Below are 14,350 nucleotides of genomic sequence, written 5' to 3'. Positions count from 1 at the left end.
GCGTTGGCGGCAATCTTAGTCTGCAAAGTGATCCCATCCCACAGCGTCAGCGGGACTGCCCGCGATCGTTACTCCCGTGCTCTCGGTTGGTGCAGGGGCTTCTACCGAGCCTATCGCAGTGAACCCGGGAGGGAGCTGAACCCCTGCGGGAAAAGTGGCCAGCAGTCCGTGGTCCTCGCCGCCGCCGAGAACCCAGGACATCGGGTCTGCGCCTAACAGCTCAGACGCCGGCAGCAGCGCAACGGCCAGCTCCTTCAGGGCGGCGGCGTCCAGGTTCAGCACGGCGTTGCTGGCGGCCGCCAAGCGGTTTCCGTCCCGGACCAGGCCGTCCGAGATGTCCATCATGGCCGACGCCCCGGCCTCACGCGCCAAAGGTCCCGCAGCGAGCGGCGGCTGCGGCCGGCACTGAATGTCCATCAGGGAGCGCTGCTCCGTGGTCAGGTCCCCCACGGGGACGTTCGACTCCAGCAGCGCCAGCCCGGCGGCAGCCCGGCCCACTGTTCCCGCCAGCGCCACGGCATCCCCCGGCCGGGCTCCGGAACGCAGCACGGCCTCCTTGCCGTCAAGGGTCCCCAGGATAGCCACGCTGACTGCCAGTTCGCGGCCGCGGCCGAGGTCGCCGCCGGCCACCGCGCAGGCCGGTGCCCCCAGCCCCCTAATCCCGGCCACGAGGCCATCCGCGAAATCTTCCACCCAGCGGACAAGGGTCTCCGGAGGCATCGTCAGGCTCACCACAAGGGACGTGGCCCGGGCGCCCATGGCATTGATGTCGCTGAGATTTTGCGCGGCGGCTTTCCAGCCGACGTCGTACCCGGTGGTCCTGTAGCCGTTGCTCCACTGGAGCCGGAAGTCCTGATCGGCCACCTGCGTGTCGATGCTCAACACAGTCCGACCGTCCGGCGCGGCGACAATGGCGGCGTCGTCCCCCGGCCCCAGCAGCAAGTACGTCGCCGCTTCCGGGCCGCCGGTGGGCCCAGTGCGCCCAGAGACAGCGAGCCGCGGGAAGATGCGCCCCAGCAGCTGGGACTCCGAGAGCCCGGCAACGGTCAACGCGGCGTCCGTCGGCAGGTGTTCGGGCACAGGAGATTCAGGCACAAGAGATTCAGGCACAGCCCTACGCTACCGCGAGGGGCTGACAGAGCCGGGCCGTGACTTCAGCTGCTGAATATTTCCTCCAGCCATTGTTCGCCCGTGGATCGCATATCGAACCGTTGCACGTATTCGGCAGCGGCCCTGGACTCTTCGGCATACGCTTCCGGGGAACTGTTGAGGGCCGAGACAAAGGCCCGGATCTGGTGCGGCTTCGAACTCGGTGGTGTAGGTGTCGACCTCACGCCGTGTCCATACGAAGTAGGCCGCATCTCTTGGGGCCGGCACTCAGCGAGCGCCTGGAGGACTTCATTTGCAAGTAAGGTCCCCGGCCGCGGAATCGGCGCCGAACCACATTCCGGCGGTGAAGGCGCTGTCATGGAGAACCAGTGCAGAGCCGCCCCCGTTAGCGATCTGGGCCGGTATGATGCTCAGCCGAAGGGTTCAAGTGCATGTGCTGGGCCCAGATGCTGCCGAAGGTCCTGGCCCGCGATCGCGTAGACAATCCGTCCGCCCACGGCGCCGTCGGTCGGCGGCGTTCCAAGGCAGCCGAGAATTTTGGCTTGACGGTCTTCTTCATCCTTGACGGCGGCCGCGAGCCCGGCTAGTGAAGGCTGAGCGCATTCTCTGTTGGATTCGAAGAATCATGAGCTGAACACCCCACGGGTATCGACCAGGAGCTTACCGGCCAGGACTTCGGGGGGCAGCGCACGGACGGCGTCATGGTCAACCAGCACCACCACCAGCGAGGAACGGCTGACGGCTTCCTCCAGTGGCACCAGCCGGACGTTGTCCTGTCCCTGAAGGCTCCCGGGCAGGCTGTCGATGTGTGGCTCGGCCACGTTAATCCGGATGCCTGTCATCGATTCGGCGATGGCCTGGGCAATTTCAATGGCGGGCGACTCGCGCAGGTCATCGATATTTGCCTTGAACGCGAGCCCAAGGAGAGCAACCTCGGCGTTCTTGGGCAGCTTGGCGAAAGCAGCATGCACCTGGTCAAGGACCCAGCGGGGCTTGTCGTCGTTGACGGTCCGGGCTGTCCTGATCAAACGCGACTCGGCAGGCGCCGCAGCGACGATGAACCAGGGATCAACCGCGATGCAGTGCCCACCGACGCCGGGGCCCGGTTGCAGGATGTCGACGCGCGGGTGGTGATTTGCCAGCCGGATCAGTTCCCAGACGTTGATGCCCAACTTTGCACTAATGACCGACAGTTCATTGGCGAACGCAATATTGACGTCGCGGTAGGAGTTTTCGACCAGTTTGGCCATTTCCGCGGTCACGTCATCGGTAATCAGTATTTCGCCGTGGCAAAACACCGAGTAGAGCTCTTTAGCAAGATCGGCGGCCCGGCGGGTGACCCCTCCAACAATCCTGTCGTTGGTCACAAGCTCAATCATGACTTTGCCCGGCAATACCCGCTCGGGGCAGTGGGCCAGGAGAATCGAAGGCCTGCCTTCGGCGCCGTCCAGCGACAAGTCCGGCCGGAGCGAGACGATGTACTCGCCCAGGTGGCGGGTTGCCCCCGGGGGTGAGGTTGATTCCAGGATGATCAGTTCGCCGCCCTGCAGTACCGGCGCGATCCCGCGCGCGGCCGCCTCGATGTAGCTCAGGTCGGCGCTCTTGTCAGCCGTGAACGGCGTCGGCACCGCCACAATGTACGCATCTGCGGCGGGCGTCTGGGTGGTTGCCTTGAGCCGGCCCTGGCTGACGGCTCCGGCGACGTGAATCCCGAGGTCCGGTTCAACAAAGGGGACGCGCCCATCGTTCACGGCGTCGACGGTCCGCTGATTGACGTCGACGCCGATCACGTCAAGGCCGTTGGTCGCCAGGATCGCGGCTGTAGGCAGCCCGATGTACCCAAGTCCAATGACGGCGATTCTCTGGAAGCTAGTCAATCTGTTGACCCCTATCAAAGCGTGATGAATTCACGTGGATTTTCGAAAATTTGGATCTCGCCGGCCCCTGCGGGTCCGTCGTCCGGCACGCCCGGGCCGTTCCCGTCGTCGGCGCGCATCTGGCAGTAGTTGAATCTGTCGGCGGAGTAAATGGAGCCCTTGGCCGCCGCGACGGACGTAAGGAAGGCCGTGTCCTCGCCGTGGCTCAGCGCCTTAAACGGGTGCGCCTCAAAGACCGCCCTGGGTGCGGTGATGGTGGATCCAGCCACCTGCCCGCTGAACCGGTGCTCCTGGTGCGCAGCACGGAGCACCGTGGCCCGGCTGGGCCGCAAGTGCGAGTAGTGGGACTGCTTCCCCACCACGTCCGCGCCGGAATAAGTGAGCGCATGCAGCAGATCAACCAGATAGTTGGGCGCGTAGTAGTCCTCGCCGTCCATCCTGGTCAGCACCACCCCCGTCGATGCTTCAACGCACCGGTTGAGGCACTCCCCGAGAGTCAGGGCGGCCGGGGCGGGAAGGACTTTGTATTTCGCCACGCCATAGGTGTGGGCCAGCTCAGCGAGCAGGCCCTCGGCGGCTGCGAAGCCGCGAGTCAGCAGGACGAGCTCCAAGTCGACGCCGTCCTGGCCGCCGACGGTCTGAAATATTTGCCTCAGCTGTTGCGGGCTTGTTGCGCTCACCAATGCACTGGCTGACGGCAGGCCGACCGGCCAGCATCGTTCCGGCGCGACCGCTTGAACAATGGCTTCTGCTCGGTGCGCGTACGTATGCTCGCCCCAAATCCGGCGCTGGGCCTTGTGGACCGCCCTTTCATTGAATTCGGCGTCGGACGTCAGCCTCCGCAGCAACCTCTCCGCCTCAGGCTTGGCCCCGGCAACCAGCACCTCGCCGTCCTCGAAGAAGCGCGATATCGCCGCGCTGGGCGTCGAGACCACCGGTGTTCCCGAGGCCGTGATCTCAAAGATCCGCCGGGCGCACATGCTGGGCGAATCGGTCACGGAATTTACATTCAAGAAGGCCTTGTACGCCCGGTAGGCGGTCAGCATCTGGGCGTAGCTCAATGACCCGACAACGTGTTGGTCAAACGGCTCAGGGAACTGATATTTCTTGTCGCCTCCCAGTTGGCGGGAGAAGATTTCCAGCTCGGCGCCGCCCGATCCCGCTTCAGCAATGGCTGCGCCCAGGAGCATGTCCATCTGGGCGCGGCGTTGCGGAAACTTGTGGGCAAAGTACATCCCCGCGAAAGCCACGCCACGCGAGTGCCATCCGAGGCCGGTCCGGACAGGGTTGTGAATGGCTGGCTGGGCTGCAAAAGGAAGGGTGTCTATCCGCGTGTGGCCCAAATCCCTCACGTAGTCAGGAATGCGGTCCGAATCACTGGTGAAGACGTGGTCGAACAGCTTGGCTGCGGGCAGAAAATCACCGTAATGGGGAGGATCTTCCTTATTCCAGAACACTGTAGGAATTCCCTGGGAACGGCACCAGTCCACCAGCCGGACCAGCTCGACACCTGGACCCGAAGAACCGGTGAGCTGATATTGCCAGGACCCGGAATTCCCGTTCCATGCAGATTCCACGAACAAGAAATCGATCCGAGTCTGGCCAAGTTGATCACGCCACTCTTCCCGGCGCAGTTCGACTAAATTCCACTCGAACCGCATAGCCGTGCGGGAGAAATCATCAAGAATCACGCCCGCGTTCAGGTCTGCGCGCCGCGGCCCCTGTACAGAACTGTAGTACGGCCTGAACTGCAACTGGCGGTCTCCGCCCCGCCCGGACCATTCGCCCGCTGAACCCCTGGCCCGCGGCCGTACAGCAGAGCTCAAATGCCGCAGAGCCTTTCGCGTGTCGCTGAGGATGCCCATCAGTCCGGGCTCCTACGGCAATTCGTTCCGTCTGCAGGCACTACTCGGTTCTCCTCAGCGATGCGCCCCTCCGGCCAAGGTGCCAAAGGAAATCCGTCACAGGGCCAAAAAGACCCTGGGCCCCCTACCTTCATCGAAGCTAGGAGGCTCAGGTAAAGGGAATGGCGGTCCAAGATGAACGAAGGCCAAACAACACCGGACCACTCTGCTGTTGGGAAAGTTTCTCCGCAGGGATCCGCCACCATTTCTTCCACTCGCCAGCGCGTGAAAGACTTTCAGCCGTGCCTCTTTCTGTCCCCGCGGTAAATACCGCCACCCGCCGGGTGCTCGCCTTCACCGCCGGGGGCGTCCTGCTGTGGCTGATCATCGCCGTTCAGCTGTTCATCAACGTGGATCCGCTCAGCGTGCACCGGACGGACGCCGTCATCATGCTGGGCGGCGCGGCCTCCGAACGTCTGCCAGTGGCCCGCCAGGTCCAGGCCGAATTTCACATCCCGGTTTTGGTGATCTCGCACACGGACACTTTCGGCAACCGTGAGGCGGATGAGGCTTGCAATTCAGCCGCCTTCCCCAACGCGGCTGTCATCTGCTTCCGCCCCCCGGACCTGGACACCCGCGGGGAGGCGCGGGCAATCTCCCGCCTGATCGAGGCCAATGGCTGGAAGTCCGTCACCGTGGTGACCTCCAGCTATCACGTCACCCGCGCGGGCCGTCTCATAGGACAGTGCACGACGGCGGAAGTCCAGATGGTTGCCTCGCATCCAAGTCTGGACTTGGGCCAATGGATCCGGCGCTTCGTCATCGAAACCGGAGGACTGATCGACGCTTCCTTGCGGCCGGAATGCGCCAATCATGGCGCATAAATGTAAGAATTGAACCTCGTCAGGTTGCAGCCGTCTGCCTGATCGACCATTCATTGAGCCGAGGAGGACGATACGTTGGAGAACCCTGCCGACGGCGCTCCCCCGCTGGTCGCGGCCCCGCGACACTTGCGCCGGCGCCGCCTGCACGAGGACATTCCAGATATGCTTCTGGTCCCGGATGCCGCGCCGCTTCCGCTGTCCGCGGTCCGCGCATCGCGTGAACCGACCACACAGCAGCAGGAAAGCGAACGGTCAGCGCCGGCCAAGCGGGCCGCAAATCTGGACCTCGACGACGCGGAAGTCGCCTACCGCCGCAAGCGCCTGGCGGCACTTATCGCCGTCGTCTTCGTCGCAGTCAGCGTCCCGGCTCTCGTAATCGCCTTGTTGCTGCTGGGCTGAACCTGCCCCGCTAGCCTTTACACACCACAACCAACCTTTTCTGGGGGATAGTCCATGCACAGCATCATGCCGATTTTCGGAACAAGGCCGGAAGCCATCAAGATGGCGCCGATCGTCAGTGCCCTGCAAGAGTCTCCGCACTTCCGCTGCATTGTGACAGTCACGGGCCAGCACCGCGAGATGCTGGACCAGGTCAACGAATTGTTCGGCATCGTTCCGGACCATGACCTCAACATCCTTCAGCAGCGCCAGTCGCTGTCCGCCATCATGACGCGCACCATCGACGGCTTGGAAACGCTCTTCGCCCAGTCGCGGCCCGACGCCGTGGTTGTCCAGGGCGACACCACCACGTCCACGGCTGCCGCCATCGCGGCGTTCTATCACGGCATCCCGGTGGTCCACGTCGAGGCCGGCCTGCGCAGCGGCGACCTGCTCTCCCCCTTTCCGGAGGAAGCCAACCGCAAGATCACCAGCCAGATCACCCGCCTACACCTGGCACCCACCTCCACCAGCAGGGAAAACCTGCTGAGGGAAGGCATCAGCCCCCAGGACATCGTGGTGACCGGCAACACGGTGATCGACGCCCTGCTCGCCACAGTGGACAAGCAGCTCCCCTTCACGGACCCCAGGCTGGAAGAACTTACCGCCAGTGGCCGACGGATCCTGCTGGTTACCACGCACCGTCGTGAGAACCAGGGCGAATCCATGCGCGGCGTGGGGCGGGCGCTGGCCCGGATCGCCGACGCCGAGCCGGACCTCGTGATCGTCCTGCCCGCCCACAAGAATCCCGTGGTGCGCGAGGCAGTGCTTCCCGCACTGGAGGGCAAGGCCAACGTCCTGGTGACCGAACCGCTTGCCTACGGCGAATTCACCCGGCTGCTGTCCGTTGCCCATGTGGTGCTGACGGACTCGGGCGGAGTCCAGGAGGAGGCCCCAAGCCTGGGCAAGCCGGTCCTGGTGATGCGGGAAAACACGGAACGGCCCGAAGCCCTTGAAGCCGGCACCGTGAAGCTGATCGGTACGGACGAAGAACGGATCGTCACCGAGGTGACCCGCCTGCTCCATAACCCCGGACATTTTGCCGCGATGGCAAACGCCGTCAACCCCTACGGGGACGGCAAGGCGGCCGCGCGGACCGTGGCAGCCATCGAGGAACTGGTGGGCGTGGGATCCCGGATTAGCGAGTTCACCGGCGGGTAAGCGCCAGTCGCAATATTGCGCCCACGGCAACGGGATGTCATCCGGGGAGTTAACACTGCGTTAACTGAGAGTGGCCACCACTATTCGGCGCCACGGTGCCCAAGCCCTTATGCTTGGACGCGGGGCAGCGCCCTCTGGCCGGTCCATACGGTTCCGGGGCGATCTCTAGCGATGCAATGGCTCACCGCTCCCGCCACCAGGATCGCTCGTAGAAGAGGAAAGACAAATGAGAGTTCAGGCAGTAATTCTTGCCGCCGGAATGGGAACGCGGCTTGCGCGCCCGCACCCGAAGCCCATGACGGAGCTTAGTGACGGACGCACCATCATGCACCAGCAGGTCCACAACCTGCAGAAGGCATTCGGCAAGGGGCTCCGGCTCACCGTTGCCGTCGGTTTCAAGCTCGAGATGATCCTCGAACACGTTCCGAACGCGTCGTTTGTGTACAACGAGAACTTTGATCAGACCAACACCTCCAAGAGCCTCCTGAAGGCGATCCGGAATTCGGCCAAGGGCGGCGTCCTCTGGATGAACGGCGACGTCGTGTTTGACCCCGACATTCTTCAGATGCTGGCGCCCTACATCAAGCGTGATGAATCCTTCATCACCGTTGATGTGTCCTCGGTTTCCGACGAGGAAGTCAAATACACCACTGACGCTGACGGCAACATCCTGGAGCTGTCCAAGACTGTCCCCGCCGACGTTGCCCAGGGCGAGGCTGTCGGCATCAACTACGTCAGCTCCAAAGACAAGAAGAAATTCCTCAAGCGACTCATCGAAGTCGACGACCAGGACTACTTCGAGGCCGCGATCGAGTTGACCATCAAGCAGGACGACGTCAAGTGGACCCCCGTGGACATCAGCGATTTCTACGCTGTGGAGGTCGACTTCCCGGACGACCTGGCCCGGGCCAACGCCAGCCTCTAAGGGCAACTCAGTAGTCCGAAGTTTGGCGGCTCAGGCGACTGACGCCGCCGCAAGCCGATCGAAACAGCAAGGGTTACATCAGCAAGTGCGACACCCGAACAACACGCCTGTATCACGGCGGAGGGCCCTCCGGTGGTCTCTGGCTAGTGCGGTAGGCGTCACTGTGCTGGGGGTTTCCGGATCAACGTCGGAATCCTTATCCAAATCCTCGGGCAACGCGCCGGCAATTCCGCAGCCGGCAGCACCGCTGTCAACACTGGAAGCCACCGTCATCTTAGGGTCCCGGTCCGCGCCTCGCCTGCCCTACCAGAGGCTGGCGCGCGGACCCGCCCTTGAGACGGAAGTCCGTGAGGACCTCTGCACCCGGGGCCGCGCTGTTAGCCGCCGACGAATCGGCCTGGCAACGTTCGGGCATCTGACGGACGCGCACGTTCTCGACGCAGCCAATCCCGGCAGGCTGTCCTTTCTGTGGCAATACTTTGACTTCGCGGACGGGTACCCTTCGTCCGGGAGGTTTAGGCCCCAGGATCTCCTAACGGTCCACGTTTTGGACGCGACGGTCCGCAAGCTCAACGCCGTCCGCTTCGGCCCCATCGGACAACGCGCTATTGACTGCTTAGTGACTACGGGCGATCTCACCAACACCTTTGCCCTCAGCGAACTGTCGGCCGCAGTCGGTGTTTTCAAGGGGGGATCCGTGACCTCACATCCCACCGCCGCCTACCGCGGCGTCCAGGATCACGGTCCGGCTCCTAGCGAGCTGTCGAAGAGCGTTTGGCATCCCGAGCCGGAAATTACCCTGGTCTCCCCGGATGATTGGAAGGCGCTTCACGGTTACCCTACCGTTCCCGGACTTCTCACGGCGGCCATCAAGCCGGTGAACGCGCAGGGTTCAGCTTTTCCGTGGTACATCGGCGTGGGAAATCACGATGAAGCCGGTCGGTCTCCTTCGGACCCGATTTCCTCCAAGGCGGAGTTCGTTGACACCCTTCGAGTCGGTGACCGGCTTCCGCTTAGGCTCCCGCAAGGCATGGACACCACTGACTTCTGGAAGGATGTCAATAGTTCCAATGGCGGCGAACGGCGCAGGCTTATCAAGTCAATGCCGTCCCGAACCGTGAGTGCCTCGAAACTACGCCGCCCGTTCACCAAGGCAGAGTTCATGGACGCCCTGCCGGCCGGTGAAACCAAGGTGCAGTTTGGATCCGGCCCTGACTCCGAGGCGACGCCGTACTACACCTTCGACCTCTCTCCTGACGTAGTCGGCGTCATGCTGAACACGGCGAGCCCGGACGGGAGCACTGTGGCCGTCCTGGATGCAGCCCAGGCCGACTGGCTTGAGGAACAACTCAAGGGTGTATCTGCGAAATCCTACGATTCCAAGGGCAGGCTTACCGCATCCACTGCCCATGACCGTCTCGTGGTGTTGTTCAGCCACCATCCGCTGTCCACCTTTGATAAGGAGGAGCAATCCTCCGACGGCGGCCGGCCGCCGTTGAATCGATCGGCACTCCTGGGGCTGCTGTCCCGCTACCCCAACGTGGTCGCCTGGATGAACGGCCACAGGCACAAGCACAAAGTGACCCCGCACCAAGCCAAATATGAATATGGTGGATTCTGGGAAATTACCACGGCTTCCCTCATCGACTATCCGCAGCAATCGAGAATTGTCGAGCTTATGGATAACGGCGACGGAACGCTGTCAATTGCGGCCACTTTGGTGGATCATTCGACGCCGGAGAGCGTGCGGCACGAGGGCGAGCAAACTGCCCAGTCCCTTGCGGCCCTGAGCCTTGAACTCGCCATGAACCGTCCAGGGCTGGACCGCATTGAGATGAGTGGCGGCATCAAGGACCAGAATGTTGACTTGATCCTCAAGAAGCCCTTCTAAGCTTCAGCCCACCTGGATCGGCCTGTCGCGGGACGCCGTGCCATTATTGACAGAGTGTCCATCGGGCGGCGCGGAGGCCGCACCCATCTACTTGTACCCAAAGACGGAACAACCGCCGGTTGGAAACAGACGAAAGAAGCGAATTCAAGAATGCCAGGTCGCAGAGAGAGCCAAGCCATAGCTTCGTTGAAGGCCGCTGCCAAGAGGAACCTGCGGCGCGTGTGGCGGGCGCTGCCGCCGCAGCATCAACAGCAGATCCGAAAGTTGGCCCATCCGGCCAATCTGGCAAAAGTCCAACGTGCGCTCAACGCGTCCCCGCTGGGCCTCTTGCAGCTACCACAGCTCTCCGTTGTGGTCCTAGTGGCAGACTACGCTTCCGATCCAGATAAGACGCTGAGAAGCCTGGTTGGCCAGAAACCCGCCTTGGAAATGATCGTCATTGATACATCGTCGGGCGGCGTGGGGAAGGGAGCAGTAGAGCCGTTCGTGAAGCGTGACCGCCGGGTAAAGTACCTCGCATTTTCCGGCGTCGGCGAGGAAGAAGCCCGCGCCCGCGCCGTGGCCTCTTCCCGGGCCCCGTACCTCATGTTCCTCACGGCGGGAGATGTGGTTGAAAAATACAGCTTGGACACCATGCTCCGCTCGCTGCGGGAGACCGGCTCGTCCTTCGCCGTCGGCATGACCGGAATCGTGAAGGGCAAAATTAGCTCCACGTCGCCGCGGCAGCAGAAAATCCACGCGAAACCCCGGCCCAGGGCCAGTTTTACGGACGTCCCGGAGATCCTCGTGGATGGCGCCCTTGCCAACAAACTATTCAGGCGTGACTTCTGGATTTCGGCTAGCGCCGACGTCCCAGTGGATCGCGAACACTGGCAGTACGAGGCCGTTGCAACCCTGTACACGCGCGCCAAGTCATTCGACGTTCTTAACCGCAAGGTCGTCAATACATCCTTGGACTCCGCTATCCGGCCCCCGTCCCGCGAGCTGATCTGCCAGCCGGGATACCTCGAAGACCGCCTGCACCGTCTCGAGTCCCTGGCCGCTGGAGTCCGCACGGTGTTGGCGCCCGATGACTATCGGAGTTTACTTTCCGAAGAACTGGGAAACGGGCTATTCCGGTACTACGAGGTGGTGCCCCGCACCGGCCCCGAGTACTGGGATTTGCTGCACGCCACCGTGCTGCGCCTTAGCGAAGGTCAGGAACTGGACTGGGATCTCATTCGGATCCACAACCGGCTGATCCTCTCCGCCGTCATCGCGAACAAGCGCGAGGACGTTGTCCGCATCTGCAATCACCGGAGCGACTACGCGTCCAGCTTCCCAACGCAGGTGACGGATTCCGGGATTCTCGCTCAGCCCCGGTATCTGGAGGAACTCTCAGCCTACGAACCCGGGCTCCTGTCCTGCCGCGATATTGACCTGCGCCTGGTCAGCAAGATGACCAGCTTCGACTGGCAGGACGACGGCCAGCTAGTAATCGGCGGTCACGCGTATATCTCCTCCGTGGACCCGAACAGCGGCAACCTCTCCATCCAGGCTTCCCTGGTCAACACCAGCTCCGGCGAGACTGTCCCCCTTGCTGTGGCGCGCCACTCGGACAAATCTATCGATTGGGAGTCCAACGACAACTGGACGTCCTACGCCGACGCGGGTTTCACTGCCACCATTGACCCGGCCGTGGTGCTTGAAGAGAAGGGGGCTGCAGTCCCCGCCAGCTGGCACGTTCTCCTGACCGTCAGTGCCGGCGGGCAAACGCTCTCAGCGCCTCTGACGCGCCGTGATCTCAACGGTGCAACTGGTCGGCTGCCCGTGGGGCCCATGCAGGACATCACAAGGTTGGCCGTGGAGATGCGCGTATCAACCACCGGCCTGACTTTGATTCCGGTCACACCACGGTATGTGGCTACATCCGTGGAGCTGGAGGGACGAACTCTGAAGCTCACCGTCGAGGCCCATGCGGCCCCTGTGGCCCCCAGGGTTTCCATGGAGAGCCGAAAGTTTGGCATCCGGAAGACTGCTACCTGCCAGGACGTGGCCGGGAACCGAGCCGTCTACACCATCGACATCCCGGCGCTCGCAACAGCAGCCGAGGCAACAGTCGAGTACGAGTGGCAGCTGCGTCTGGACAACGGACTTAATGCGCCTCAGCCAGTGGCGTGGCAGGGCGGCACCCACGAGCTCGAGGCCCAGTCCAACCAGACCCGAAGCCTCAGGGTGGGACTGACAGGTTACGGGTTCATCACCGTCCAGGAGCGCAAGAGCCGCATTAGTGCGTCCAAAGTCGAAGTTTCACCCGACAAACGCATCCTACGGATCGAAGGCACTGCAGATCTGCCGATGACCCCGGTCCCCCGCCTTGTCCTCGCCAGCGGGAAGGCCGTCATCCCTGCGACTAACGTCATCTTGACGGTCCGCACCAATGGGGGAAGCAACGTCTTCACTGCCGATTTCCTGTTGCCCCAGCGGCCCTGGGGCGGCGACGAGGTAATGCCGGAAACCGGGGCCTACAGCGTGCGTCACGTCCCGCCCGGGGTCGCCGACCACCTCGGGTACTGGATCCCGGCGTCGCCCGGACTACAGTCGCAGATGCCCGCGCGAATGGAAGCGGACCGGCTCGAAATCGGAGTCAGCCGCACGCCAGGGAACGGTGGGCTAACTATCCACCTTCGCCCGCCTTTCGCCGCTGATGAGATTGGCAGATTCGCCCAACAAACGCTGCGCACGCCGGCAACCCTGGCCGGAAGCGCGGAGCTCAAGGACGCCGTCCTGTTCATGTGCTTCGGTGGGCGCCGCGCCACCGACAGCCCCCGTCGCCTCCTGGAGGAATTCCAACGGCGGGGAACCCCGTGGCCCATGTACTGGGCGGTCGCGGACCACTCCGTGCCCATACCTGCCGGAACCTCACCGGTGTTGATTGGTTCCAGGTTGTGGTACCAGCTCTTGACCGAGACCCGGATCCTGATCAACAACAACAACTTCCCGTTCTACTTCCGCAAGCGCGAGGGGCAGGTCTACATCCAGACATGGCACGGCACTCCGCTTAAGAAGCTGGGCAACGACGTCGCCCGGACCAGCTTCTCCCTGTCCTACTGGAACCTCATGTGGCGGGAGGCGGAGTACTGGGATGCCCTCTTGGCGCAGAACGAATACGCCGCCGGGGTCCTTGCCAACTGCTTCGGGTTCGAGGGACGGGTTGTGGCCGAGGGCTATCCCCGTAACGACAGCCTCGCCCCCGAGCGGATGGAGCAGAACCGGGCCGGCATCCGCGCCAAGCTCGGAATCCCCGACGGCAAGACTGCGATCCTTTATGCCCCCACCTGGCGCGACAATGCAAAGAACGCCGCACGGCAGTACGAAATGGTCACCTACCTCGATTTCGAAAAGGCCCAGAAGCAGCTGGGCAGCGATTACGTGCTGCTCCTGCGCGGACACCACAACATAGCTGGCCAGCGGCAGACGGCGGCAAACAAGTTCGTCATCGATGTGACCGAGTACCCGGAAGTCAACGACCTCTACACGGCCGCGGACATCTTGGTGAACGACTACTCATCCGTCATGTTCGACTTCTGTGTCACGGGCAAGCCAATTATCTTCCTGACACCGGACATCGCGCAGTACCGGGACGAGACACGCGGCTTCTACTTCGATCTTGAAGAAATGGCACCGGGTCCCCTGCATAACACCACGGAGGAAGTCGTCCAGTCCATCAAGGATATTTCTGCCGCTTCCAGCCTTTACGCCCTCAAATACGAGGCATTCGTCAAGATGTTTGCCCCGCACTGCGACGGTGAGGCTACAAGCCGGGTCTTTGATGCGCTATGGCCGGACAAGGAAGCCATCGGCATCACCGCAAGCCCCGACTGACCGAGCGACCGGCACCTCCCGAGTATGCGATCGGCAGCCCCTCAGCTGCGTGGATCAAACCAGCCACAGCAAAGCGAGGTCCCCGCACACGCCTGACCAGGTGGATGTGTCCCAAACGCACTGACAGATTCCGCCGCCGCCAACGGGGACTCGGCAAGCAAAAATCAATCGATTTTGAGACAATCAACAAAACCACCAAACGGCCCCCGAATAATCAAACTAAAGTGTCACCAAGAAACTGGGCAGGTTAAGTCACTGAGCGTGCGGGTGATTTGGGAAGTCTTTTTAGGAACTGGGTCATAATTGACTTATGACACAAAAGTGCCTATAACATAATTTGTTATATTTTCACAAGA

At 62.5% G+C, this 14,350-nt stretch carries 10 protein-coding genes; 7 read left to right on the top strand and 3 right to left on the bottom strand.

The window, feature by feature from the left end; all coding sequences use genetic code 11:
* Positions 1–15: 15 nt before the first annotated feature.
* A complete protein-coding gene (gene thiL, locus AC1DKQ_RS15900; RefSeq protein WP_476919572.1) occupies positions 16–1,080 on the bottom strand; it encodes a thiamine-phosphate kinase in 1,065 nt (354 codons plus the stop codon).
* A 461-nt stretch (positions 1,081–1,541) separates the two neighbouring features.
* Here thiL and AC1DKQ_RS15895 point away from each other — a divergent pair, with 461 nt between their 5' ends.
* A complete protein-coding gene (locus AC1DKQ_RS15895; protein ID WP_476919552.1) occupies positions 1,542–1,697 on the top strand; it encodes a hypothetical protein in 156 nt (51 codons plus the stop codon).
* A 36-nt stretch (positions 1,698–1,733) separates the two neighbouring features.
* Here the strand turns inward: AC1DKQ_RS15895 and wecC are convergent, their stop codons facing one another.
* On the bottom strand, positions 1,734–2,987 hold the full coding sequence (gene wecC / locus AC1DKQ_RS15890; RefSeq protein ID WP_476919551.1) for a UDP-N-acetyl-D-mannosamine dehydrogenase: 1,254 nt from the start codon (positions 2,985–2,987) through the stop codon (positions 1,734–1,736).
* Between the two features lie 14 nt (positions 2,988–3,001).
* On the bottom strand, positions 3,002–4,237 hold the full coding sequence (locus AC1DKQ_RS15885; RefSeq protein WP_476919550.1) for a glycosyltransferase family protein: 1,236 nt from the start codon (positions 4,235–4,237) through the stop codon (positions 3,002–3,004).
* 896 nt (positions 4,238–5,133) lie between these two features.
* On the opposite strand from AC1DKQ_RS15885, the gene AC1DKQ_RS15880 reads away from it, so the two are divergent.
* From AC1DKQ_RS15880 to AC1DKQ_RS15855, 6 genes are all read left to right on the top strand, one after another.
* On the top strand, positions 5,134–5,715 hold the full coding sequence (locus tag AC1DKQ_RS15880) for a YdcF family protein (RefSeq protein ID WP_476884782.1): 582 nt from the start codon (positions 5,134–5,136) through the stop codon (positions 5,713–5,715).
* A gap of 75 nt (positions 5,716–5,790) precedes the next feature.
* Positions 5,791–6,114 (top strand): hypothetical protein, encoded by a 324-nt coding sequence (locus tag AC1DKQ_RS15875; RefSeq protein WP_476884781.1) that lies wholly within the window; start codon positions 5,791–5,793, stop codon positions 6,112–6,114.
* A 54-nt stretch (positions 6,115–6,168) separates the two neighbouring features.
* The gene (gene wecB / locus AC1DKQ_RS15870) at positions 6,169–7,314 is read left to right on the top strand and encodes a non-hydrolyzing UDP-N-acetylglucosamine 2-epimerase (protein ID WP_476919549.1); all 1,146 of its coding nucleotides are present in this window, start codon (positions 6,169–6,171) and stop codon (positions 7,312–7,314) included.
* Positions 7,315–7,540: 226 nt separating this feature from the next.
* Positions 7,541–8,239, top strand: a complete 699-nt coding sequence (locus tag AC1DKQ_RS15865) for a phosphocholine cytidylyltransferase family protein (protein WP_476884779.1) — start codon at positions 7,541–7,543, stop codon at positions 8,237–8,239.
* An 85-nt stretch (positions 8,240–8,324) separates the two neighbouring features.
* Positions 8,325–10,130, top strand: a complete 1,806-nt coding sequence (locus AC1DKQ_RS15860) for a TIGR03767 family metallophosphoesterase (RefSeq protein ID WP_476919571.1) — start codon at positions 8,325–8,327, stop codon at positions 10,128–10,130.
* Between the two features lie 150 nt (positions 10,131–10,280).
* Complete coding sequence (locus tag AC1DKQ_RS15855; RefSeq protein WP_476919548.1) at positions 10,281–13,994, top strand: bifunctional glycosyltransferase/CDP-glycerol:glycerophosphate glycerophosphotransferase; 3,714 nt, start codon at positions 10,281–10,283, stop codon at positions 13,992–13,994.
* Positions 13,995–14,350: the final 356 nt, after the last annotated feature.

The sequence above is a fragment of the Arthrobacter sp. 05L421 genome (genome assembly GCF_056397785.1).
This window is presented reverse-complemented; position numbering and strand designations above follow the sequence as displayed.